General features: G+C 69.4%; 20 protein-coding genes. 13 read left to right on the forward strand and 7 right to left on the reverse strand.

All coding sequences use genetic code 11. The annotated features are described in order from the left end of the window. The first annotated feature begins 104 nt into the window (after positions 1-104). The 3 genes from CRT60_RS09805 to CRT60_RS09810 all read left to right on the forward strand — a co-directional run bounded on the left by CRT60_RS09805 (position 105) and on the right by CRT60_RS09810 (position 2,443). Entirely contained in the window at positions 105-284 is a 180-nt protein-coding gene (locus CRT60_RS09805) for a DUF3553 domain-containing protein (RefSeq protein WP_098736197.1), read from the forward strand. 105 nt (positions 285-389) lie between these two features. Further along, complete coding sequence (locus CRT60_RS37500) at positions 390-512, forward strand: hypothetical protein (protein ID WP_280177207.1); 123 nt, start codon at positions 390-392, stop codon at positions 510-512. 125 nt (positions 513-637) lie between these two features. Further along, complete coding sequence (locus CRT60_RS09810; protein WP_098736198.1) at positions 638-2,443, forward strand: sensor histidine kinase; 1,806 nt, start codon at positions 638-640, stop codon at positions 2,441-2,443. 12 nt (positions 2,444-2,455) lie between these two features. Here CRT60_RS09810 and CRT60_RS09815 read toward each other — a convergent pair whose 3' ends face one another. Both CRT60_RS09815 and CRT60_RS09820 read right to left on the reverse strand, forming a co-directional pair. Continuing rightward, on the reverse strand, positions 2,456-3,364 hold the full coding sequence (locus CRT60_RS09815) for a DMT family transporter (protein WP_244592379.1): 909 nt from the start codon (positions 3,362-3,364) through the stop codon (positions 2,456-2,458). A 123-nt stretch (positions 3,365-3,487) separates the two neighbouring features. Continuing rightward, on the reverse strand, positions 3,488-4,543 hold the full coding sequence (locus CRT60_RS09820) for an esterase-like activity of phytase family protein (protein ID WP_167421656.1): 1,056 nt from the start codon (positions 4,541-4,543) through the stop codon (positions 3,488-3,490). 246 nt (positions 4,544-4,789) lie between these two features. Here CRT60_RS09820 and CRT60_RS09825 point away from each other — a divergent pair, with 246 nt between their 5' ends. Next, entirely contained in the window at positions 4,790-5,503 is a 714-nt protein-coding gene (locus CRT60_RS09825) for a sensor histidine kinase (RefSeq protein ID WP_098736200.1), read from the forward strand. On the opposite strand, the gene CRT60_RS09830 is transcribed toward CRT60_RS09825, so the two are convergent. Continuing rightward, positions 5,487-5,915, reverse strand: coding sequence for a NifB/NifX family molybdenum-iron cluster-binding protein (locus tag CRT60_RS09830; protein WP_098736201.1), 429 nt, complete (start codon positions 5,913-5,915; stop codon positions 5,487-5,489). The genes CRT60_RS09825 and CRT60_RS09830 overlap by 17 nt on opposite strands. Before the next feature lie 249 nt (positions 5,916-6,164). Between CRT60_RS09830 and CRT60_RS09835 the strand changes: the two genes are divergently transcribed. The 3 genes from CRT60_RS09835 to CRT60_RS09845 all read left to right on the forward strand — a co-directional run bounded on the left by CRT60_RS09835 (position 6,165) and on the right by CRT60_RS09845 (position 10,733). Then, complete coding sequence (locus CRT60_RS09835) at positions 6,165-8,447, forward strand: VTT domain-containing protein (RefSeq protein ID WP_098736202.1); 2,283 nt, start codon at positions 6,165-6,167, stop codon at positions 8,445-8,447. After that, positions 8,444-9,253 carry an endonuclease/exonuclease/phosphatase family protein gene (locus CRT60_RS09840; RefSeq protein ID WP_098736203.1) on the forward strand — a complete coding sequence of 270 codons (810 nt, stop codon included), beginning with the start codon at positions 8,444-8,446 and terminating at the stop codon, positions 9,251-9,253. The genes CRT60_RS09835 and CRT60_RS09840 overlap by 4 nt, the downstream gene beginning before the upstream one ends. A 253-nt stretch (positions 9,254-9,506) precedes the next feature. After that, the gene (locus tag CRT60_RS09845) at positions 9,507-10,733 is read left to right on the forward strand and encodes a polyhydroxyalkanoate depolymerase (protein WP_098736204.1); all 1,227 of its coding nucleotides are present in this window, start codon (positions 9,507-9,509) and stop codon (positions 10,731-10,733) included. A gap of 61 nt (positions 10,734-10,794) precedes the next feature. Here CRT60_RS09845 and eat read toward each other — a convergent pair whose 3' ends face one another. The 3 genes from eat to CRT60_RS09860 form a co-directional block, all read right to left on the reverse strand. Continuing rightward, a complete protein-coding gene (eat, locus tag CRT60_RS09850) occupies positions 10,795-12,183 on the reverse strand; it encodes an ethanolamine permease (protein WP_425290401.1) in 1,389 nt (462 codons plus the stop codon). Between the two features lie 88 nt (positions 12,184-12,271). Further along, a complete protein-coding gene (eutC, locus tag CRT60_RS09855) occupies positions 12,272-13,036 on the reverse strand; it encodes an ethanolamine ammonia-lyase subunit EutC (RefSeq protein ID WP_098736206.1) in 765 nt (254 codons plus the stop codon). Then, positions 13,036-14,427 carry an ethanolamine ammonia-lyase subunit EutB gene (locus CRT60_RS09860; RefSeq protein ID WP_098736207.1) on the reverse strand — a complete coding sequence of 464 codons (1,392 nt, stop codon included), beginning with the start codon at positions 14,425-14,427 and terminating at the stop codon, positions 13,036-13,038. Before CRT60_RS09860 ends, eutC begins: the two co-directional genes overlap by 1 nt. A 267-nt stretch (positions 14,428-14,694) precedes the next feature. On the opposite strand from CRT60_RS09860, the gene CRT60_RS09865 reads away from it, so the two are divergent. Next, complete coding sequence (locus CRT60_RS09865; RefSeq protein WP_244592380.1) at positions 14,695-14,883, forward strand: hypothetical protein; 189 nt, start codon at positions 14,695-14,697, stop codon at positions 14,881-14,883. 31 nt (positions 14,884-14,914) lie between these two features. Here the strand turns inward: CRT60_RS09865 and CRT60_RS09870 are convergent, their stop codons facing one another. Next, complete coding sequence (locus CRT60_RS09870) at positions 14,915-15,715, reverse strand: DUF1194 domain-containing protein (protein ID WP_098736209.1); 801 nt, start codon at positions 15,713-15,715, stop codon at positions 14,915-14,917. 287 nt (positions 15,716-16,002) lie between these two features. Here CRT60_RS09870 and CRT60_RS09875 point away from each other — a divergent pair, with 287 nt between their 5' ends. The 5 genes from CRT60_RS09875 to CRT60_RS09895 all read left to right on the forward strand — a co-directional run bounded on the left by CRT60_RS09875 (position 16,003) and on the right by CRT60_RS09895 (position 22,823). After that, positions 16,003-18,147, forward strand: coding sequence for a hypothetical protein (locus CRT60_RS09875; protein WP_098736210.1), 2,145 nt, complete (start codon positions 16,003-16,005; stop codon positions 18,145-18,147). Positions 18,148-18,278: 131 nt separating this feature from the next. Beyond that, a complete protein-coding gene (locus tag CRT60_RS09880) occupies positions 18,279-18,914 on the forward strand; it encodes a LysE family translocator (RefSeq protein ID WP_098736211.1) in 636 nt (211 codons plus the stop codon). Between the two features lie 350 nt (positions 18,915-19,264). After that, positions 19,265-21,343 (forward strand): putative bifunctional diguanylate cyclase/phosphodiesterase, encoded by a 2,079-nt coding sequence (locus tag CRT60_RS09885; RefSeq protein ID WP_098736212.1) that lies wholly within the window; start codon positions 19,265-19,267, stop codon positions 21,341-21,343. Between the two features lie 100 nt (positions 21,344-21,443). After that, a complete protein-coding gene (yddG, locus tag CRT60_RS09890) occupies positions 21,444-22,370 on the forward strand; it encodes an aromatic amino acid exporter YddG (RefSeq protein WP_098736213.1) in 927 nt (308 codons plus the stop codon). A 60-nt stretch (positions 22,371-22,430) separates the two neighbouring features. Further along, the gene (locus tag CRT60_RS09895) at positions 22,431-22,823 is read left to right on the forward strand and encodes a type II toxin-antitoxin system PemK/MazF family toxin (RefSeq protein WP_098736214.1); all 393 of its coding nucleotides are present in this window, start codon (positions 22,431-22,433) and stop codon (positions 22,821-22,823) included. Positions 22,824-22,829: the final 6 nt, after the last annotated feature.

Consider the following 22,829-nt stretch of genomic DNA (forward strand, 5'->3'; position numbering starts at 1 on the left):
AAGGAACGGCGACGGCACGGTGCTGGAGATTCTATACTTTCCCGGCGCCGCCGCACAGGCGGTCGCATTTCCTATGTACAATAGTTCGATGGATGGAACCCGACATGGACGATTCGCTGGTGCCCGGCGCCTGGGTGCGCCACCCGGACCAGCCCGACTGGGGGCTGGGACAGGTGCAGTCGGCCATCCGCAACCGCATCACCGTCAATTTCGAGCATGCCGGCAAGGTGCTGATCGACAGCGACGTCATCTCGCTGACGCTGGTAGATCCCGCCGGGATCTGAGCGGCTTCGGCCGGGTCTCCGGCGTCCGGGAAAGCGCGGATTGCGCCGCCGCGGCCGCTTTGCTTTTATGCGACCGGAGTCGCGCACATGTCAGGGAGTGATGGAATGAAGGCAATGATCCTCGGCTTCGCCGCCGCGGCGGTGATCGCGCTGGGCACGGCTGCGGTGCTGAACACGATGGACCACTCGACCGCGGAGCGCTATTCCAGCACGTCCGTCCGCCTTTAAGGGAACAAACGACCTCTTTGTTCCACGAAAAGGCGACTTCCGGCCGGTCCCTGCACGGTGTAGGATTGCACGATCCTTGACCGGACATGGCGGGCCGTCGCTTGATCTCGCGTCTCAAAGGGGGAATGGGCGCATTCGGTGTGGCGCTGATCCTGGGCCTCAACGCCCTGGTCGGTTACGACCTGCTGCACCAGCGCGACGAGACGCTGGCCCGGGCGCGGGAGGACAGCGCGGCGATGGCGCTGGTTCTGGAGCACCATGCCACCGACAGCCTGTCCGGCGTGGCGAAAATCCTTGCCGGGGCGGTCGAGGTCCTGGCCGTGCGCGCCGACGCCTGGGAACGCGGCGACGCCGACGTCTTCGCCCTGCTGCGCCGCCAAGCGTCCCTGTCGCCGCTGATCCGCGCAATCCTGGTGGTGTCGGCCGGCGGCCAGCTGATCCACGACACCCAGACCCTTGAGCCGGCCGGCATCGACCTGTCGGACCGCGATTACCTGATGGCGCACCGCGACAGGCTGGTGCCCGGCGGTGCCGATGCGGTCTTCGTCGGCAACCCGGTGCGCGGCCGCACCTCCAACACCTGGTTCATCAGCATGAGCCGGCGGCTGGAGAGGCCGGACGGCCGCTTCGCCGGCGTGGTGGTCGCGGTAATGGAACCGATGGCCTTCCGCAGCTTCTACCAGACGCTTCCGCTCTCCGGCGACGCGGTGGTCACGCTCTATCACGCCGACGGGCCTGTGATCGCCCGCTTCCCCGACCATGACAGCTACATCGGCCTTTCCGCCCACCATCTGCCGCTGTTCACCACGCTGCTGAAGCAGACGCGGGCGGGCACCGAACTGCTGGACAGCGCCAGCGACGGGCCGCGCCGGATCCTCAGCCATCGCGCATCGGCCGAGATGCCGGTGGCGGTGACCGTCTCGTCGTCGCGCGACGCGGTGCTGGCGCCCTGGTGGTCGAAGGCGATGACGCTGGCGGTCGCCGATCTTGCCGGGACGCTGGTGCTGGCGGCGATGACGCTCGCCCTGCTGAGCGAGGCGGGGCGGCGGGAACGGGCGATGGCGGACCTCCAGGACAGCGAACGGGCGCTGCGCGACAGCCAGCAGCGGCTGATCCAGGACATCGCCGCCCGCCACCGGATCGAGGCGGAGCTGATCGCCGCCAAGCAGGTCTCCGACGCCGCCAACCGGGCCAAGACCCAGTTCCTGGCCAACATGAGCCACGAGCTGCGCACCCCGCTGAACGCCGTCATCGGCTTCTCCGAGGCGCTGGAAAGCGGCATCTTCGGCCAGATGTCGGCCAAGCAGACCGAATATGTCGGCGACATCCGCAAGTCCGGCCAGCATCTGCTGAGCCTGATCAACGACATCCTCGACACCACCAAGATCGAGTCGGGCAAATATGTGCTGCATCAGGAGGATTTGCCGGTCGACGACCTGATCGGCGAATGCCTGCGCCAGATGGGACCGCTGGCGGTGGAAAAGGGCGTGACCCTCACGGCGGCGCTGCCCGCCTCCCTGCCCATCCTCTATGCCGATGCCCGTGCCGTGCGCCAGATCCTGCTGAACCTGCTGTCCAACGCGGTGAAGTTCACCCCGCCCGGCGGACGGATCGTCGTCGAGGCCGACCGGGTGGCGCGCAGCCTGCGCCTGCGGGTCAGCGACACCGGCATCGGCATCCCCGGCATCGAACTGGACCAGGTGATGGAACCCTTCCATCAGGTCGACAACTCCCACACCCGCCGTTATGCCGGGACCGGGTTGGGGCTGCCGCTGGTCAAGTCGCTGGTCGAGTTGCAGGACGGCCGCTTCGTGCTGTCGAGCGTGCTGGGCCGGGGCACCACCGCCACCGTGCTGTTCCCGCCCTCCCGGCTGCGCAACCTGTCTGAGCCCCTGCGGGCGTTGAAGCGGACACAGCCCGCTCCGGTGTGAGGCGGGGCGGTCTCATCCCCGCCGCGACTTGGCCAGGATGACCAGGGCGATGCCGCCCAGCACGGCGACCGACGACACCGCCAGGACCGGCGTGATCCGTTCGCCCAGCGCCAGCACCGCAACAAGCGCGGTGATGACCGGAACGCTCAGCTGGACGGAGGCCGCGCGGGCGGCGGTCAGGGCCGGCAGCGCGGCATACCAGATGGAATAGCCGACACCCGACGCCAGCGCCCCCGACAGCACCGCATAGACCAGCCCGCCCTGGTCCCAGCGCAGGCCGCCTCCGGACAGCGGTCCGGCCAGCGCCGCCGGCAGCGCCAGAACCGCCGCCATCGGTGCGGCGCGCAGGAAATTGCCGGCGGTGGTGGCGATGGGGTAGCGGCTGGCCCGTCCCAGCAGGGAATAGACGCCCCAGGCCGCCCCGGCCCCCACCATCAGCAGCGCCCCCAGCGGGTCCGGCGCCGACAGGCCGGGCGCCAGCAGCAGGGCCAGCCCGCCGAGCGCCAGCGCCAGCCCGCCCCATTGCAGCGGCACCAGCCGTTCGCCGCGATACAGCCCGACCAGGATCATGGTGGCCTGCACCGCCCCGAACAGCAGCAGCGCCCCGGTCCCCGCGGTCATGGTCAGATAGGCGAAGGAGAAGGCGGCGGCATAGGCCAGCAGCGCCGCCGCCCCGCGCCAGCTGCCGGCGCCCGCCTTCGCGTGTCCGGTCGCCCGGGCGATCAGCCACAGGCTGGCCGCACCGGAGGCGATGCGCACCAGGGTGAAACCGGCCGGGTCGATGGCGGTCTGGGTCAGCGCCAGCCGGCACAGGATGGAGTTGGCGGCGAAGGCCAGCATCGCCAGCAGGGTCAGCAGCGCCGCCCGCCCGGCAGTGGGCGCCGCCGGCACCGGAACGGCACCCGTCTTATCGCTCGCCACCACGATTGTTTCCCTTGCAACCAGACCCGCCCAGCTAGCCGCAGGGCGGCAGCCCTGTCAAATGCCCAGCGTTGCCGGCCACGTCCGACTTTGGTCGGTCCTACTTCGGTTGGGCCGTGAAGGTCACGAGGAGGGACCGTGCAGGGCGAACATCAGCAGGTAGGTGCGCTGGAGCGCGCTGAAATTGTTGTCCGAGATCAGATAGACCAGCGTTTCCCCCACCGGCCCAGGCCGGGTGGCGATGCCTTCGAAATTGTCGTTCACCAGCGGCGCCTCCAGACGCCCGAGTTCCTCGCCGTCCACCACCGCACCGGCGGTCAACTGGCGCGCCGCCACCCGCACCAGCCGCGACGACCAGCCGCCCAGCAGCGACACCCTTCGTTCCAGCACCAGCGCGCCGCCGTCCGGCAGCGGGGCGACGGAGGTCGGGCGGTAGCGCGGGGCCGTCCGGTAGGTGAAGGGCTGCCAGTCGTCGGCGCTCGCCGGCACGCCGTCCCTGGACGAGCCCCTGCGGGTTATCCAGGCGCGGCGGTCCTGATGGCCGTCGTCCTTGCCCTCCTCGATGGTCAGCAGCCGGCCGTCGGGAAGCAGGGTCAGCGACTCCAGCCCGCCATTCTCCGGCGTGCCGTCCATGCCCGGCGGCATCGGGATCGGCGATGGCGTGCCCGCCGGTCCCTGATCGGTGCCATCGCCGCCCTTGTAGCGCAGGATGCGGTGATCGCGCTCCAGCGACACCAGCCAGCCGCCGTCGGGCAACCGCGTCAAATCCTCGGCATCGGTGCGGCGCTTGCGATGGGAGATCCCCTCCTCGACCGCCAAGGGACGGGCATGGACCTCCGACAGGCCGGCAAGCCGGCCCTCGGCATCGGTTTGCAGCCGGCCGTCCACCACCAGCCCGGTGTCGCCGATGGCGACGAAGCGGTCGCCGGCCGGATCGACCCAAAGTCCGGACAGGCCGCCGACCCGCTCGCCCCCGGCGATGTCCAGACCGCCCAGAAAGCGCAGCGGCCCGACCGCGACCTTGTCCGGCCGTCCGCGGTCGAGCGGCACCGCGGAGGCGGTGACGGAGAGGGGGCCGGAGGTGGGGTCGGAGTCGCCGCCGGCACCGACCACGGCGGCGCAACCGCCGGACAGGGCGACCAGCAACAGGCTCCAGGCCAGGCGTTTGCGTATCGTCATCGGGCCACTCTTGCCAGTGCAACCGAGGGATACAATATTTCTTTTGGCTTTCTTCTGGTCGCGGCGTCAGACATACGGCAGGATGCAGGGCGAGCGTTGCGCCACCTCTCTCATAACGGGCCGGTCATATCGGCTAGGCGCGGCGGGTTACTCCCTCAGAACCGGTGGGGCCTGCCGGACAAGCGCTTAGATTGACGAATGTTTTCGACGATCCTTATCCGTGACGATCGAGCCGAGTCCGTCCCCATGCCGATGCTTCCGCGGTCGCAGACCGCCTATTCTCCTCCGGACCAGACCGGCGACGGCATCGCGTCAGGCGTGTCCGGCCTGTCTCCGGCCGACCGGCTGACGGCGCGCATCCAGGAGTTGGAAGCCGAGCTGCGGGAGTTGCAGCATCGGGCCAAGAACAGCCTGCAACTGGTCATCAGCCTGCTGAAGCTGCAGGCCGGCCGCATCCGCGATCCCGACGCCCGCGCCGCCTACGAGCAGACCATGGTCCGCATCGAGGCGCTGGCGATCCTCTACCGCCAGCTGCACGAGAGCGGCGCCGGCACCCATGTCGATCTCGGCCGCTATGTCACGGCACTCTGCGAAGCGGTGCGGGAAGGCACGCCGGGCGCCCTGTCGCGCGTGCCGGTGACCGTCAATTCCGACCCGATCCAGATCGGCCTGTACGAGGCGATGCCGCTCGGCCTGATCATCGCAGAGCTGGTGACGAGCTGCCTGCACCATGCCTTCCCCGACGACGGCTGGATCCGCATCACCGTGCGCCAGCAGGGCGACAGCGGCCGCGCCCGCCTGACGGTGGAGGACAACGGCCGCGCCCTGCCCGCCGGTTTCGACACCACCGCCGAGGACGGGCTGATGCTGGCCGAGGCGCTGGCCGGCCAGCTCGGCGACACGCTGTCCACCGACAGCGACGCCGCCGGCACCACGGCCAGCGTCAGCTTCCCGGTTTAAGGAGGCCAGTGGCTCCCCCTCTGGGGATTACGTGCCCGTGCCCATCGTCATGCCCGTCATGGTGCTCATGGGGATGCGCCGGTTCCGCCGCCGGCTCCAGCGTGCCGGCGAACCAGCCCTGGATCGCCCGCAGCGGGTCGGTCTCCGCCGTCGTCACCGGTTCGATGCCGCGGCGCTTCATGTGGGCGACGAAGCCGGCGCCCGACGATCCGGCGATCACCACCCGCACCGCATCGATCGGGTGGGGCCGGCCGTCGTCGCAGAGGTGCAGCACCTCCTCCTCCCCCAACTCGATCCGACCGGTCTCCACCGGGGCGGTGCCGGCATCGGCCTCATAGACCAGGAAGCGGCGGGTACGGCCGCCATGGGTGGCGATGGTGGCGAAATCCTTGGTGCCGATGGCGATCTTCATGCTCTGCGGTCCCCTCGAAGGCGGTGCCCGACGACGGCGCAGTCCTGCCACGCCCGGCGCCCGCCCGCACTGAGCGAGGTCAATCGAGCGGCCCCGGCGCCCTGGACAGCTCCGGCCATCGTGATTTTTCGACCGTGGGCGTGGCCTGGATGGCTGCAATTCCCATCGGCTTTCACCAAATGGCGAAGGGTGGGGAAGGATCGGCCTTCCCACATGTTATGACCCAGGACATCCACCAGACCGGACGCCATGTACGCCCACTCGCCCCAGCAGCTTCCGTCAGCCGGATCGACGCCCGACATCGCCGGTTCCGCCGGTGTGCTGCGGCCAATCCTGCAACCGGGGCAGACCTGCTGGCGGGTGGAGGACACCGCAAGGCTCGGCGTGATCGTCGATGCGGAGGATTACTTCGCGCTGGCCAAGGCCGCCATGCGGCGCGCCCGGCGCAGCATCTACATGACCGCCTGGGATTTCGACGCCCGCATCCGCCTGATGCCGCAGACCCGCCGGCCGCGCCGCCCCGACCGGCTCGGCACGCTGCTGAACTGGCTGGCGACCACCCGGCCCGACCTGCACATCCATGTGCTGAAGTGGGACTATGCCGAGCTGTTCGACCTCGCCCGCTGGTCGCACCCCTTCATGCTGCGCAACTGGCTGACCCACCGGCGCCTGCAATACCGGCTGGACGGCGACCACCCGACCGGCGCCTGCCATCACCAGAAGATGCTGGTGATCGACGACCGGGTCGCCTTCTGCGGCGGGCTGGACATCACCGCCAACCGCTGGGACACCCGCGCCCACCATGCCCATGACCCGCGGCGGCGCCAGCCCGACGGCAAGCCCTACGAGCCGTTCCACGACGTGATGATGGCGGTGGACGGCGACGCCGCCCGCGCGCTGGGCGAGATGTTCCGCGACCGCTGGGCCCGCGCCACCGGCGAGACGCTGAAGCCCCCCGCCCCTGCCCCCGGCCGGCCGGCCCGCCGCCATCCGCTGGCCGCCGACCCCTGGCCGCCGGGCTTCGAGCCGATGCTGCGCGGCGTCCGTGTCGGCATCGCCCGCACCGATCCCGCCTGCAACGGACGCGAGGAGATCCGCGAGGTCGAGGCGCTCTATCTGGCGGCCATCGCCGCGGCGCGCGACGTCATCTATCTGGAAAGCCAGTATTTCGCCTCGTCAGCGGTGGCCGAGGCGCTGAAGGCCCGGCTGGCGGAGCCCGACGGCCCGGAGGTGATCGTCGTCAACCCGGTGCGCACCACCAGCTGGCTGGAGAACACCGTCATGCTCGGCGCCCGCGCCCGGCTGACCCGCGAGCTGCGCGAGGCCGACCGTCATGGCCGCTTCCGCCTGTTCGCCGCACTGACCGACGGTGGCGCCTGCATCACCGTCCATGCCAAGGTGATGGTGGTCGACGACCGGCTGCTGCGCATCGGCTCGGCCAACCTGAACAACCGCTCCATGGGGCTCGACACCGAGTGCGACCTGGCGCTGGAGGCCGGGCCGGGGCCGGAGCATGCCGACACCCGCCGCGCCATCCTGCACACCCGCGACGACCTGATCGCCGAGCATCTGGGCTCCACCGCGGCCGAGGTGGCGGAGGCGCACCGGCGGCTGGGCTCGCTCGCCGCAGCCATCGACCGGCTGCGCAAGCCGGTCGGCCGCACGCTGGAGCCGCTGCACGACCCCGAACCGGACGGGCTGGCCGCCGCGGTGGCCGATGCCCGCGTCTTCGATCCCGAACATCCGGTCGGCGCGGTGGAGATCGTCCGCCGCGTGCTGCCGTCGCGCATCCCGCGCACCCGCCACTGGCTGACGCTGGCCGGCATGCTGGCGCTGCTGGGGCTGTGGGGCATGTGGCGCTACACGGCGCTCCGGGAATGGGCGACGCTGGATGCCGTGATGTCGGCCTTCCACAGCCTGGGCGACAGCCCGCTGGCACCGCTGTGGCTGATGCTGGCCTATGTCGCCGGCGGTTACGTCATGTTCCCGCTGACGGTGATGATCGCCGCCACCGCCATCGTCATGGGGCCGTGGTGGGGCTTCCCCACCGCCATGGCCGGGGCGGTCGCCTCGGCGGCGGCGATGTTCTGGACCGGGCGGATCGCCGGGCGCGACCTGCTGGACCGCCATGGCGGCCCGCTGATCGCCCGCATCAACGGGAAACTGGCCGACAGCGGCATCGCCGCGGTGGCCGGCGTGCGCGCCGTGCCGATTGCGCCTTACACCGTGGTCAATCTCGCCGCCGGTGCGTCGAAGCTCAGCTTCGGCGATTTTGTGATCGGCACCATGGTCGGTCTTGCCCCCGGCATCCTTGCCTTCAATCTGCTCGGACACCAGCTTGAGCGCACCATGACGAATCCCGGCGGCGCCGACTTCGCGCTGCTGGCGGGAATGGCGGCGGTGGCCATCGGGCTCGGCTGGCTGACCAGCCGGCTTCTCGGCCGCTCCGGCCGGGATCGGGCTGGCGACACGCCGGGCCGGCAAGACGACAGGGCAGCCGAAAGGCCGAAGGAAAGGAATTTGGAACCGTGATCCGTTTCAGCCGCGACCGTGTCCAGCGCATCGCCGCCGCGTTGCGCGCAGCCCGCTCCCGCCGCCCCCGCCGTGCCGACCGCCGCAGCCTCCCCGTTCCCGACGGCATGGCGGCGCTCAGCGTCGCCACCTGGAACATCCACAGCTGCGTCGGGCTGGACGCCCGCTTCGCCCCCGACCGCATCGCCCAGGTGATCCGCGACCTCGACGTCGACCTGATCGGGCTGCAGGAGGTCGGCTGGCACCACCGCGGCGAATCGGGGATGGACCAGTTCGCCTTCCTGGAGCGCAACACCGGGCTGAAAGCCTATGCCGGCCCGACCAAGCACAGCGAGCGCGCCCATTACGGCAACTGCCTGCTGACCCGCCTGCCGGTGCGGTCGATGGAGACGATGGACCTGTCGGTCGGCAAGCGCGAGCCGCGCGGCGGCATCGACGCGGTGGTGGAGGTGCAGGGCCGTCCCGTGCGGGTTATCGTCGCCCATCTCGGCCTCGACCCCTGGGAACGGGCCAAGCAGGTCGGCGACATAGTGTCGCGGGTGGAGAGCCAGCCTGGGCTGCCGACCCTGTTCATGGGCGACCTCAACGAATGGACGCCCAGTTCCCCCCGGCTGCGCCAGCTGGAGTCCTCCTTCGCCGACGTCGCCAACCCACGCAGCTTCCACGCCCGCATGCCGACCCTGCGGCTCGACCGCATCTATGTGACCGGCGGCTTGCAAATCCCCGCTTTCGAGGTGATCCGCACCATCCTCACCCGTCGGGCATCGGACCATCTGCCGGTCCGCGCGGTGCTGGCCGTTCCCTGATCGTCGAGGGCCGTTCCAGAACGTCAGTATGACCAACGGAGTCACGCACTGAGGTCATAGCGGGATTGTTGCGGTTGATAATTTTTTGTGCACCGCAATGTTCTTTTAACAACAGAGCTTTGCAAATGCGAAAAGGCTCTTGACCTATACGCGACCCCCGACGAAGGATATGGTTGGTCATACGATCAATAAGCGATCGAAGAGATAACCGACCCTGGCCGACCGGGGGACAGCCGTGACGTGAGGATCTGACTTGCTGTATCACCTGTACGACATGCAACACGCTGCCATGCGGCCGATGCGTTTCTGGGCCGAAGCCGCCCAGCAGACTTTCCAGAACCCGCTGATGCCCCTGTCCTACACCAAGCTGGGCCGGGCGGTCGCCGCCGGGGCCGAACTGGTGGAGCGGACGACCCGCCGCTTCGACAAGCCCGCTTTCGGGCTGCCGGAAACGGTGGTCGACGGGCAGACCGTTCCGGTCACCGAGCGGTTCGTCTGGCAGTCGCCCTTCTGCAAGCTGCTGAACTTCGCCAAGCCGGCCGGCACGCCGCACCAGCCGAAGGTGCTGCTGGTCGCCCCGATGTCGGGCCATCACGCCACGCTGCTGCGCGGCACGGTGGAAGCGCTGATGCGCGACCATGACGTCTACGTCACCGACTGGATCGACGCGCGGCTGGTGCCGATGTCGGCCGGGCGCTTCGACCTAGACGACTACATCGACACGGTGGCGGAGCTGATCCGCTTCCTGGGCCCCAACACCCACGTCATCGCGGTGTGCCAGCCGGCGGTTCCGGTGATGGCGGCGGTGTCGCTGATGGCGGCGGCGGACGAGCCGGTGCAGGCGCGCAGCATGACCCTGATGGGCGGCCCCATCGACCCGATGGCCAACCCGACGGTGCCGGTCAAGCTGGCGATGGAACGCCCGCTGAAGTGGTTCGAGCGCAGCGTGATCACCACGGTCCCGGTCTATTATCCGGGCGCCTTCCGCCGCGTCTATCCGGGCTTCATCCAGCTGTCGGGCTTCATGTCGATGAATCTCGACCGCCACATCAACGAGCATGTCGGGCTGTTCCGCCACCTCGTCCGCGGCGACGGCGATTCGGCCGAACAGCATCGCCGCTTCTACGACGAATATCTGTCGGTGATGGACCTGTCGGCGGACTTCTACCTGCAGACCATCGAGACGGTGTTCCAGAAGCACGCCCTGCCCGAAGGCACCATGGTGTCGCGCGGCCGCAAGGTGGAGCCGTCGGCGATCCGCAAGACCGCCGTGATGACGGTGGAAGGCGAGCTGGACGACATCTCCGCCCCCGGCCAGACCATCGCGGCGCAGCGCCTGTGCTCGTCGCTGCCGGACGACATGCGCAAGACGCATTTCCAGAAGGGCGTCGGCCATTACGGCATCTTCAACGGCCGCCGCTGGCGCGAGAGCATCCTGCCGGAAATCCGCAGCTTCATCCAAAGCCACGACGGGCAGTGAAAACAGAAAAGGGGCGCCGAACACCGGCGCCCCTTTTCTGACGTCAACCAGCCAAAAGCACTCAGTCCACCATGGTCCGCGCCTCGGTGAAGGCATCCATGTGGGTCAGCCCGGCGGCACCCCCGGCCTTCACCCGCATGCCGGCGGTGGCGAGGTGGAACAGGTAGCCGAGAGCGAACAGCGCCACGAACAGCCCGAAGACCAGGGTGTTGTAGTAGACCATCGTCACCAGGGCCAGCACCGCCAGCACCAGCGAGATCGCCGGGAACACCGGATAGAAGGGCGCGCGGAACGGACGCTCCAGCGCCGGTTCGGTGGCGCGCAGCCGGAACAGCGCCGCCATGCTCATGATGTACATGACGATGGCGCCGAAGACCGACATGGTGACGATGTTGGCGGTCAGCGGCTGGCCGCCGATCTCGATGAAGGAGTCGGAATAGATGGCCGCGATACCGATCACGCCGCCGGCCAGGATCGCCCAGTGCGGGGTCTTGCGCGTCGGGTGCAGGCGGGCCAGCACCGGCGGCAGGAAGCCGGCGCGGGACAGCGCGAAGATCTGGCGCGAATAGCCCATGATGATGCCGTGGAACGACGCGATCAGGCCGAACAGGCCGATCCACACCAGCATGTGCAGCCAGCCGCTCGACTCACCGACCACCGCCTTCATCGCCTGCGGCAGCGGGTCGTTGATGTTGGACAGCGCGTTCCAGTCGCCGACGCCGCCGGCGAAGATCATCGTGCCGAAGGCCAGCACCACCAGCGTCAGGATGCCGCCGATATAGGCGCGCGGCACGGTGCGCTTGGGGTCCTTGGTCTCCTCCGCCGCCATGGCTGCCCCCTCGATGGCCAGGAAGAACCAGATGGCGAAGGGGATTGCGGCGAAGATGCCGCCGAGAGCGTCCTTGCTGAAGCTGGCCTGCCCCGCCCAGCCGTTGGCGGTGAAGTTGGCCCAGGAGAAGCCGGGATAGACGACGCCCATGAACACCACCAGTTCGATGATCGCCAGGATGGTGACGAACAGCTCGAAGGTGGCGGCGATGGACACGCCGGCGATGTTCAGCCCCATGAACAGGATATAGGCGCCGACCGCCGCGGTCTTGGGGTCGAGCCCGGGAAACTGCACGTTCAGATAGGCGCCGATGGCCAGCGCGATGGCCGGCGGGGCGAAGACGAACTCGATCAGCGTGGCGAAGCCGGCGACGAAGCCGCCCTTGGGCCCGAAGGCGCGGTAGCTGTAGGCGAAGGGACCGCCGGCATGGGGGATGGCGGTGGTCAGCTCGGTAAAGCTGAAGATGAAGGTGGTGTACATCGCCGCGATCAGGATCGTGGTGACGAGGAAGCCCAGCGTCCCCGCCGCCGCCCAGCCGTAGCTCCAGCCGAAATATTCGCCGGAGATCACCAGCCCGACGGCGATGCCCCAAAGATGGAGCCCGCTCAGGCTTTTGCTCAATTCAGCTTTCGTGTTCCCAGACATGTTGCCTCCTGCCCCTGTTCAAGGCTTTGGATTCAGTGGCGTTGATGCCGTTGGCGGCGCTCTCTCACGACCGGTCGGTCAGTTGGTTTTTCTCGTTGTCCGGACCGGCGAGCGACGGGGCGTCCTCCTTCAGGGCGACCCCCGTCAGTTTCAGCCGCGCCGCCTCGGTGGCGAGCCAGCACAGCTTGTCGGCGGCCGTCTGGATCGACAGGCCGTCGGAATGGATGTTGGAAATGCAGTTCCGTTCGGAATCGGCGCGGCCGGGCCTGGGCTCCCAGGTCAGATAGACCCCCAGCGATTCCGCGGCCGACAGGCCGGGCCGCTCGCCCACCAGCAGTGCCACCAGCCGGGCTCCCATGGCGGACGCCACCTCATCGCCCAGCGCCACGCGAGCCTGTTCCGCCAGCACCACCGGCCCGATCCGCAGATGCCCCAGCCGCGCCGTGCAAGCCTGGACCAGCGGGGCGGCGTTGACCTGCACCGCGGCGGCCGACAGCCCGTCGGCGATCACGAAGACCAAGTCCCACTCCCCCGCCATCAGCCCGGCGGCGCTGGCGGGATCGAGCCGGCGGCCGAGATCCGGACGGCGCAGATAGGTCGGGCGGTCGGGTGCGGCGCTGTGGACGCGGATCGCCTCCAGCGGCGACAGGTTGGCGGCCAGCCGGTCGAAATCGACGGCACTGTGGACGGCGTCGCGGGCACGGGCATGGGCCAGCTGGAACTCCAGCAACGCCTTGGTCGGCAGGGCGTCGCCGCTGCGGCCGAGCGCGATGCGGGCGCGGGTGGCGCTGCGGAAGCGCGCCCAGGGATCCTTGGGAGTGTCGCTCATCAGGCCGCACTCCCCAGCAGGGCGGAGACGACGAGGCTCTGGTCGGGCCAGGGCGGCAGGCGGCGCTGCTCGTCGAGCCAGCCGGCCTTCTCCAGCCACGCCTCGAACTCCGGGGCCGGCGGACGTTTCAGCAGGTGCCGCAGGCCGAGCACGTCGTGGTAGGACAGGCTCTGGTAATTCAGCATCACGTCGTCGGCGCCGGGCACCGCGATGACGAAATTGACGCCCGCGGTCGCCAGCATCGTCATCAGGACGTCCATGTCGTCCTGGTCGGCCTCGGCATGGTTGGTGTAGCAGACGTCGCAGCCCATCGGCACGCCCAGCAGCTTGGCGCAGAAATGGTCTTCCAGCCCGGCCCGCGTGATCTGCTTGGCGTCATAGAGATATTCGGGACCGATGAAGCCGACGACCGTGTTGACCAGCAGCGGGTCGAAGGCGCGGGCGACGGCATAGGCGCGGGTCTCCACCGTCTGCTGGTCGACCCCGAAATGGGCGTCGGCCGACAGGGCCGATCCCTGCCCCGTCTCGAAATACATGACATTGTCGCCGATGGTGCCGCGTTTCAGCGATTTCGCCGCCTCCTGCGCCTCGGCCAGCAAGGACAGGGTGACGCCGAAGCCGCGATTGGCCTTCTCGGTGCCGGCGATGGACTGGAACACCAGATCGACCGGCGCCCCGCGCTCCATCGCCTGCATCGTCGTGGTGACGTGGGCGAGCACGCAGGACTGCACCGGGATGTCGAAACGGGTGCGCACGGCGTCCAGCATCTCCAGGAGAGCGATGCAGGCCGGGACATTGTCGGTGGCCGGGTTGATGCCGATCACCGCGTCGCCGATGCCGTAGAGCAGCCCGTCGAGCGTCGAGGCGGCGATGCCGGTCGGATCGTCGGTCGGGTGGTTGGGCTGCAGGCGGCTCGACAGCCGGCCCGGCAGCCCGACCGTGGTGCGGAAGCGGGTGACGACCGAGCATTTGGCGGCGACGCAGACCAGATCGTGGTTGCGCATCAGCTTCGACACCGCGGCGACCATCTCCGGCGTCAGGCCGGGGGCCAGCGCGGCCAGGGCGGCGGTATCGGCCTGATAGGACAGCAGCCAGTCGCGGAACTGCCCGACCGTCATGTGCGCCACCGGACGGAAGGCGTCCGCATCGTGGCGGTCGATGATCAGGCGCGTCACCTCGTCGGTCTCGTACGGGACCAGCACCTCGTTCAGGAAGATCTTCAGCGGCAGGTCGGCCAGCACCATGCGCGCCGCCACCCGCCGTTCGTCGCTGTCGGCGGCGATGCCCGCCAGCTCGTCGCCCGACCGCCGCGGCGAGGCGCAGGCCATCACCGCCTTCAGATCGTCGAACCGGTGGCGCTGCCGCCCCAGGTCGCACTGGTAACCAGCCATGCCGGCCTCCCGCCTGTCTCGTCACGGACGCAAGAGTGGCACGGGTGCGGCGGCGGGCAGTTGACCGTAGAACACAAAATGCCGGCCGGAGAGAGAAAGGCGCGATCAGGGGGAGTAGCTTGAACGGTGGCGTTCCGGCCCAGGCGTGGCCGTCGGCGGAGAAATCGGCTAGGCCGGCGAACCCGAAGCCCGGCCATGGCGTTCCTTCCGCACTGCAGCGCGCCGCCCGTCACCGGACGCCGCGCGCCATATGTGAAGGAGAATCCGATGCTGAGGCTTTTGCGCGCCGCCGCCCTGGTCCTGCCGCTGGTCGCCGTGGCCGCCTGCCACCAGGAAGGCCCGGCCGAGCGGGCCGGCAAGTCCCTCGACAATGCCGGCCAGAGCGTCAAGGACGCCATCGATCCGCCGGGTCCGGCGGAAAAGGCCGGCCGCGCCATCGACCGGACGGTCAACTGACGGCCGGACGGCGAAGTGAGTCACCGCCCGCTCAGCGGGCGGCGAAGTCCCGCCCTCTCCCTTGCCCCCGCCCGGTCGGCGGAATGCCCGACACCTCCAGCAGCAGCTTGCTGAGGATGGCGTCGGCGAAGGCGTCGAAGTCGCGGGCGGGCACCAGGAAGGCGCCGGGGCCGCCGATGACATGCTCGCGGTAATAGGCTTCCAGATCGTTCGGCGCCGCCCCGCCCCAGGGGTTGGGGCGGTCGTTCAGGATCGGCAGCCCGTTGATGGTGATGCCGCGGGCGACCGCGGCGTCGCGTGCCTCCTCCACCGGACGGCCGCGGTTGTTCTCGCCGTCGCCCGAAATGTCGATGACCCGCCGCGTCCCCTCGAACCCGTTGTTGCCGAACAGCGGGACGGCATAGTCGATGACCGCGCTGATCGAGGTCCACTGCTCCGTCATCATCGGCGCCTCCGCCACGCTGGCGGCGAAGCGTTCGATGCTGGCCGGATCGCTCAGTTCGGTCCAGCCGACGACGGTGTGCTGGTGGCTTTCCCCCGCCCATTCCACATAGGTGGCGCTGATCCGGCCGAAGGGCCCGCCGCGGATCGCCGCCTGCACCTTCGGGTTCAGCAGGGCCTGGACATAGCCGTTGCGCTGAAGCTTCGCCTCATCCGGATCGACGCTGCCGGACACGTCGACCGCAAAGACCAGTTCCACGTCCACCGGCGTCTGCGCCGCGGCCGGACCCACGAATGCGGACAGGCATAAAAGAGCGAGGATCGGAAGACGGGCGACCGCAGGCGCGAAGGCGCGGGTCAGGGAGTGGGCCAAGAGACGGTATGCACGCATACGCACCCTCCATCCAGCCACCGGTCCGGCCTGGGCGCCGGACGAAGGATTGAGGATTGGTGTGCGAACGGTCCCTGTCCATGCTTCACTGGTCTATTCCGATCCCGCCGGACGGCCAGTGCGGGGTACTCCAGCGCCGAAGCGGAAAGAATATGCAGGCGGAGTGCGGGTAACGGGTGACAAATCCGATATTGCCTGCATACGCTAGTCCTAACGGGGTACGCCGTCAGGCCGGCGCTATCCCGCTTTGCCGCCCGCCCCGTCCAATCTCCGAAGCAGCCATCGACGTGCTCCCTGGTCGTTCGCTCCCCGCTCCCGCTGCGGCTTCACCGTCGCGATGGACCAGCCGGCTGCTGCTGTCCGTCTGCACCGTCCTCGCCACCGGGTTTCCGGCTTTGGGCATGGCGCAGCCGGTGACGGCGACCGCCCTGATCACGCTGGCGGAGTTGCCGCCCACCCCCATCCATGCGGCGGAACTGATGGCGCCAGAGCGGCCAAAGCCGCAGGGCCGGACCCAGCCCGTCACCGCCAGGCCGCCTGCCAGGCCGTCCAATGCGCTGAACGCCGATCCGCAGACCGTGGAGGCGAGAACCGCCGCCGCAAAGGCGGCCAAGGCCGCCAAGGCGGCTGAAGCCAGGGCCGCCGACGAGCGGATCATGAGCAGCCGGGCCGCCGACAGCCGGCCGGCGGACGGGCAGACCGCCTGCGCCGACCATGAGCCGGCGAGCCAGCAGGTGCTCGACGCCCTGTTCGGCGGGGATGCGGCCTTCGCAGAGCTGGCCCGCCGCTCGCCGGCCGAGGCGTTCCGCTGCTCCAGCCTGTTCCCCGGCGACGGGGCGCTGGCCGCCCTGCGCGACGCCGTTCCGCTGGCGCCGTTCGATGCGGTCGGAGCCGCCGACCAGCTGGGCACCCGTCCCGGCGGGGAGGATATCATCGCCCGCGCGCTCGACCTCGGGCTGCTGACCCGCTCGCTGGAGGGGGGCATGCCCTTCTACGAGACGCGGCACGAACTGCGCAAACGCCTGCCGAAGACGGATCTCCGGGCGCTGGAAATCCATGCGGCCAAGGCATTGGCGGCCTCGCTGGCGCGCGATCCGGCGGGGATGGCGCCGAAGATCGGCGCGCTGCTCGACGACATGGTCGACGATCCTCCGGCCGACCGCTTCCGCATCACGATGGCGATGTCGTCGGAGGATCTGCTCGGGCTGATCGCACGGATCGGGCCGCAGCTCTACACCTCCTCGCTGGACGGGCTGGTCAACATCCTGCGGATCCAGGTGAAGCTGGAGAAGCGCAGCTTCCTCACCCTCGCGCGCGAGGAGCGGACGCGGCCATTGTGGGCGGAGTTCTTCGTCGCCACGGTCGGCGGCGGACGGGCGGCAAGCCTGTTCGGCACCAACCCGGCCATCGCACGCGAGCTGATGCGCGAGAGCCTGCGGGCCCTGCTGCCGGCCGACGGCAAGCCGCCGGCGATCGACACCGCGGTCGTGATCGGCGCCCTGGCCGACGCGATGGATCTCGACAGCCCTCCTATCCGCGCCGCACTCGAAGACGAGCTGGCCGCCCGCTACCGCGCCGCCGGGGAGCCGCCGGCAAAGGCCGGCCTTCAGGACGTTTCCATCCGGAACGGGACCGGCGATACGCCGGCCCGGAGTAGCGGGACCGGCGATACGCCGGCCCGGGGCATGATCGGGTTGGCGGGCAGCCTGCACGCGGCACGGCTGTCCGGCCGCGCGGCCACCCCCGCCTTCGAGGCGGAACGCTTCCCCCAGAACCATCCGCTGGCCGCCCTGCCGGTGCTGAGCGGAGAGCGCCTGTTCCGCAACGGCATCAACGTGCAGCGGATGACCTTCTACGACGATCCCGACGGCCGGGCGTCCTTCCGCGGCTTTCTGCGCCAGCACCGCGCGCAGGGTTGGGCGCTGCACGCCCAGTCCGGCTTCGCCGTCGCCATCAGCCCGGAACGCCACGGGCGCCGGATCATCATCGTCGCCGACATCCCCGGTGCCGGAGATGCCGGCCGCGCCGCCGCCTGGGACTGGATGGCGCGCGAGGGGCTGGCCCCGTCCATCGTCATCCATCGCGGCCACAGCTATCACGAGGACGCCACCATGACGGAGATCGCGCCGGGCACGGCGCTGGTCTTCTGGGGGTCCTGCGGCGGACACACGCGCCTGCGCTCGACCTTGGAACGCGCACCCGACGCGCTGGTTCTGGCGACCCAGAACATCGGCGTTTCGACGGTCAACGAGGCCCTGCTGGGCATCATGGAGGAGCGGCTGCTGGCCGACGGCGCCATCGACTGGAACGCCGTGTGGAAGGAGGCACGCGGCCGCATCCGCGACCGCCGCTTCGCCTCCTACAAGCGGCCCGACCAGGATTCGGCCAACCTCGCCTTCCGTGCCTGGCAGGTCCGGACGGCGTCGCACTGATCCGCAAAGTCGGTTGCGCAAGCATGGCTGTGTTTCGCCGCCGCCGCTTGCGGCGGAACCGGGCGCATGCTGCTGTGATGTGGCCGATTGTCGCTCCCCCGGCATACCCCCTGGTATCGAGGTTCCCAGCCATGACGTGGCAGACGCTCGCCTTTTTCTTCGCCACCGCCTTCGTGATCTCCATGACGCCGGGCCCGAACATGCTGCTGGCGATGAGCCTCGGCCTGCGGTTCGGCGCACGCCGCGCCGCCTGGGGCGGAGCCGGCATGTGCGCGGCGCTGGCGGTGATGGCGGCGCTGTCGGCCTTCGGGCTGGGCGCCCTGCTCTCCACCTCCGTCCTCGCCTTTGAGATCGTGCGCTGGGCCGGCGTCGCCTATCTGACCTGGCTCGGGATCGCCGCATGGCGGGCGCCGGTCGAACAGCCGGGCGAGCGCGATGCCGCCGCCGCCGCTTCGGGGGAGGGCACCCCCGTCCGCCTGTTCCTGCGCGGTGCGCTGGTCGCCTTCAGCAACCCGAAGGCGCTGGTCTTCATGGGCGCGCTGTTCCCGCAATTCATCGACGCCGCCGCCCCGCTGGCGCCGCAGCTGGTGGCGCTGGTCGCCACCATGGTGGTGATCGAGTTCGGCTGGATCATGGCCTATGCCACCGGCGGCGACCGTCTGGCGGCGAAGCTGACCACGGTGTCGGCGGCCAAGTCGCTGAACCGCCTGACCGGCGGGCTGATGATCGGCGCCGGCGGCCTGCTGGCGCTCGCCCGCCGGGTCTGACCCGCCCGGCTTTTCCCGGAAAAGACCCCGAAAAAGAAAAGGGCCGCGCAATCGCGCGGCCCTATAGTTTAGGGAGGAAACGCCCCGAGAATGGGCAAGGGCAGAATATGCTGCGGCGCACACGAACTGGTATTACCAATGCTGAATGGTAGCCATGCGTCACGGGAATAGCCCTATGCAGCAATATGCATTGTCAGCAATAGAGCACGGCCCCGGTTACAAAAATTTCACAGATCCGCCGCGCCCCGGTCATCGCCCGCACCACTAATGCTGCGGTTCGCCGTTCCCGCCGAAAGGTTTACCCCCGGCAGGGACGGCGGTGCGAAACACCCGGCCTTAGGAACGGTGCGATGGCGATCCCAGTCCTGCGCAGCCTGACGCTGAAGCAGGCGATTCACGCGGTCCTCGCCGCCTTCGTCATCGGCCTGACCATCACCGCAGCCGAATTCGCCTGGACCGCCACGCGCGAGCGGGCGACGGCACTGGCACAGGTCAGGGACGTGGTCGCGCTGGTCGACGGGCCGGCCGCCAGTGCCGCCTGGCTGATCGACGCGGAGCTGGCCGGACAGGTGTTGCAGGGCATGGTCCGCGCCAACGCCGCCTGGGCGGAGATCCGTCTCGGCGACGGCACCCTGCTGGCCCGCCGCGAACGCCCGCCCAAGCCGGCCAGCCTGCTGGAACGCGGGGCGACCGCCCTGCTGTTCGTCGACCGGCCGGTGGTGACGCACGATCTGATGACCCCGGCGACCGGATTGGCGGGCGGGCTACGGGCGGGCGATGGCGCGCGGGTTGGACAGCTGGTCGTCGGCATCGACACCGGACGGGCGGCCTCCGGCTTCCTCGCCTATGTTTCGGCCGCACTACTGGCGGGAACCCTGCGCAACCTGCTGATCGGGCTGGCGATGGCGGCGGTGTTCCATCGGCTGTTGACCCGCCCTCTGTTGCAGATCGGCCGCGCAGTGGCGCGGATCGACCCGGAAAAGCCCTATGGCCAGCCGCTGGCCGTGCCGCGCGGCCATGCCGACGACGAGCTCGGCTTCGTCATCGCCCGCTTCAACCAGACCCTCACCCTGCTGGAGCACGAACATGACGAGCTGCGGCGGCTGGCGACGCGCTGTCCGCTGACCGGGCTGGCGAACCGGGCTCTGCTGCTCGACCGGCTGGACCACGCCATCGAGCTGGCGAACCGCGCGCGCGAACCGGATGCCGGCCGGCTGGCGGTGCTCTATGTCGACCTCGACCGCTTCAAGCGGGTGAACGACAGCCTGGGGCATGGCATCGGCGACCTGCTGCTCTGCCGGGTGGCGGAGCGGCTGGGCGCCAGCGTGCGCCGCTGCGACACCGTCGGCCGGCTGGGCGGCGACGAGTTCCTGGTGGTGCTGGAGCGCGTCGCCGACCGGGACGAGGCGGCGATGGTTGCGCAACGGCTGCTCGACGGCCTGTCCTCCCTGCGCGAGGTGGGGGAGCACCGCGTCCATCTCACCGCCAGCATCGGCATCGCCGTCCATCCGGAAGCGGGGAATGGAGACGCGCCGGACGCCACCGGCCTGATGCGGATGGCCGATTCGGCGATGCAGGCGGCCAAGGCGGCGGGCGGCGACCGCTTCGTCTTCTACACCCGCGAGATGACCGACCGGGCGGAGACCCGCCTGCGTCTGGAGTCCGGCCTGCGCGAGGCGGTGGCGTCACGCGCCTTCGAACTGGTCTATCAGCCGAAGATCGAGGCGGCGGGCGGCCGGCTGACCGGCTTCGAGGCCCTGATCCGCTGGCGGCACGAGGGGACGGCGGTCTCGCCCGCCGATTTCATCCCGGTTGCCGAGGACACCGGCCTGATCATCGAGATCGGCCGCTGGGTGCTGGAGGAGGCCTGCCGCACCGCGACCCGCTGGGCGCTCGACCATGGCCCGGTGCCGGTGGCGGTCAACGTCTCCGCCCGCCAGCTCGCCGATCCCGGCTTCGCCCGGCTGGTCGAACAGGTGTTGCAGCGCCACGGCACGCCGCCCAACCTGCTGGAGCTGGAGATCACCGAGACCGTCATCATGAAGGACGTGCGCCACCATCTGCCGACGCTGAACCGGCTGCGGGATCTCGGGGTGCGCATCGCCATCGACGATTTCGGCACCGGCTATTCCTCGCTGGCCTATCTGCGCCAGCTGCCGGTCGATGTGCTGAAGATCGACCGCAGCTTCGTCAACGACCTGCCGCATGCCCCCGACATCGCCTCCACCGTCATCGCGCTCGCCCAGCGGCTTCTGCTGTCCACCGTGGCGGAGGGGGTGGAGACCGCCGAGCAGCGCCATTGGCTGGCGGAGGCCGGCTGCGACTGCCTGCAAGGCTATCTGATCTCGCGCCCGCTGGCGGCCGAGGCGGCAGAGGCGATGGTGATGACCGCCTTCGCCCGGACCGAGCCGCTGCCGATGACGGCTTGAGGCCGGAGTTCCGGTCAATGCGCGGCGGAGGTCCGGTCAAGACAGCCCTCGGCATGCCGGCTATGGTCGCCTCCCCGGGGCCAACCGACCGACAGGCATCATGACCGCCTCCACCACCACCGCCACCCTGCCCGACCGCCGCTCATCCAACCGCGCCACTTTGGTCGGCTTCATCGCCATCCTGCTGTGGGCGACGCTGGCCCCGCTGGCGACGCTGGCCGCCATGGTGCCGCCGTTCCAGCTGGTGGCGACCTCCTTCCTGCTGGCCTTCCTGGTCGGCAGCTGCTGGACCGCATCCCGCGGCGACAACCCGCTGCGCTATTTCCGCCAGCCGGTCGCGGCCTGGGCGCTGGGCGTCGGCGGGCTGTTCGGCTTCCACTTCCTCTATTTCATGGCGTTGCAGGCGGCCCCGCCGGTGGAGGCCAACCTGATCAACTATCTGTGGCCGCTGCTGATCGTGCTGTTCTCCGCCCTGCTGCCGGGAGAGCGGCTGCGGGCGTGGCATGTCGGCGGCGCCGTCGCCGGGCTGGCGGGCACCGCGCTGCTGATCGCCCGCGGCGGCGGTGGTGGATTTTCCATCGATCCGGCTCATCTGCCGGGCTATGCCGCGGCGCTCGGCAGCGCCGTCACCTGGGCCGGCTATTCGGTGCTGCGCCGCCGGCTGGGCCAGATCGGCGAGGCGCCGACCGACGCCGTCAGCGCCTTCTGCCTCGTCACGGCGCTGCTGTCGCTGCTCTGCCATCTGGCGCTGGAACGGACGGTGTGGCCGGACAGCGCCGCCGGCTGGGGAGCGATGCTTCTGCTCGGGCTGGGCCCGGTGGGCGCTGCCTTCTTCGTCTGGGATTACGGCGTGCGCCACGGCGACATCCGGGCGCTGGGGGCGCTGTCCTATCTGGCGCCCCTGCTGTCCACCCTGCTGCTGGTCCTGTTCGGCCTCGCCGCCAATTCAGGCATCATCTGGGTGTCCTGCGCCCTGATCGCCGGCGGGTCGCTGCTCGCTAGCAAGGACCTGCTGCGGAGGAAGTAAGGGCAACAGAAAGATATACATGCACTTGAATGAAATGGTCGCCAATGCTACCCAGAGCATATGCCGATCACCTTCCATCCCCGTCGTGGCTCGATCCTCATCTGCGACTTCGATACCGGTTTCCAACCACCGGAGATGATCAAGGTCCGGCCGGTTGTGGTGGTTTCTCCGCGTCGGCGCAGCGGGCCAGGCCTGTGTACCGTGGTGCCCTTGAGCAGTGTCGAACCGGATCCGATTGAGCTTTATCATCACCGTCTATCTCCAGTCGCTTACCCACCTGCCCGGGGACCGATATGGGCAAAATGCGATATGGCGGCAACGGTTTCCTTCGCTCGTCTTGACCGAATCAAAGTGAAGCTACCGAACGGTCAGCGGCAATATCTGGTCTACACCATGCCTGTCGACGACATGACTGCAATCGACAGCTGCCTGCGGATTGCGCTTGGCCTGTGAAGGCTT

The organism is Azospirillum palustre (assembly GCF_002573965.1).
Classification (GTDB): Bacteria; Pseudomonadota; Alphaproteobacteria; order Azospirillales; family Azospirillaceae; genus Azospirillum; species Azospirillum palustre.

Excerpts from the sequence above, each read along its gene's own strand:
- CRT60_RS09805 (WP_098736197.1), top strand. The coding sequence starts at position 105 with ATGGACGATTCGCTGGTGCCCGGCGCCTGGGTGCGCCACCCGGACCAG.
- CRT60_RS37500 (WP_280177207.1), top strand. The coding sequence starts at position 390 with ATGAAGGCAATGATCCTCGGCTTCGCCGCCGCGGCGGTGATCGCGCTG.
- CRT60_RS09810 (WP_098736198.1), top strand. The coding sequence starts at position 638 with ATGGGCGCATTCGGTGTGGCGCTGATCCTGGGCCTCAACGCCCTGGTC.
- CRT60_RS09820 (WP_167421656.1), bottom strand. The coding sequence starts at position 4,543 with ATGACGATACGCAAACGCCTGGCCTGGAGCCTGTTGCTGGTCGCCCTG.
- CRT60_RS09825 (WP_098736200.1), top strand. The coding sequence starts at position 4,790 with ATGCCGATGCTTCCGCGGTCGCAGACCGCCTATTCTCCTCCGGACCAG.
- CRT60_RS09830 (WP_098736201.1), bottom strand. The coding sequence starts at position 5,915 with ATGAAGATCGCCATCGGCACCAAGGATTTCGCCACCATCGCCACCCAT.
- CRT60_RS09835 (WP_098736202.1), top strand. The coding sequence starts at position 6,165 with ATGTACGCCCACTCGCCCCAGCAGCTTCCGTCAGCCGGATCGACGCCC.
- eutC (WP_098736206.1), bottom strand. The coding sequence starts at position 13,036 with ATGAGCGACACTCCCAAGGATCCCTGGGCGCGCTTCCGCAGCGCCACC.
- CRT60_RS09860 (WP_098736207.1), bottom strand. The coding sequence starts at position 14,427 with ATGGCTGGTTACCAGTGCGACCTGGGGCGGCAGCGCCACCGGTTCGAC.
- CRT60_RS09865 (WP_244592380.1), top strand. The coding sequence starts at position 14,695 with ATGCTGAGGCTTTTGCGCGCCGCCGCCCTGGTCCTGCCGCTGGTCGCC.
- CRT60_RS09870 (WP_098736209.1), bottom strand. The coding sequence starts at position 15,715 with ATGCGTGCATACCGTCTCTTGGCCCACTCCCTGACCCGCGCCTTCGCG.
- CRT60_RS09880 (WP_098736211.1), top strand. The coding sequence starts at position 18,279 with ATGACGTGGCAGACGCTCGCCTTTTTCTTCGCCACCGCCTTCGTGATC.
- CRT60_RS09885 (WP_098736212.1), top strand. The coding sequence starts at position 19,265 with ATGGCGATCCCAGTCCTGCGCAGCCTGACGCTGAAGCAGGCGATTCAC.
- yddG (WP_098736213.1), top strand. The coding sequence starts at position 21,444 with ATGACCGCCTCCACCACCACCGCCACCCTGCCCGACCGCCGCTCATCC.
- CRT60_RS09895 (WP_098736214.1), top strand. The coding sequence starts at position 22,431 with ATGCCGATCACCTTCCATCCCCGTCGTGGCTCGATCCTCATCTGCGAC.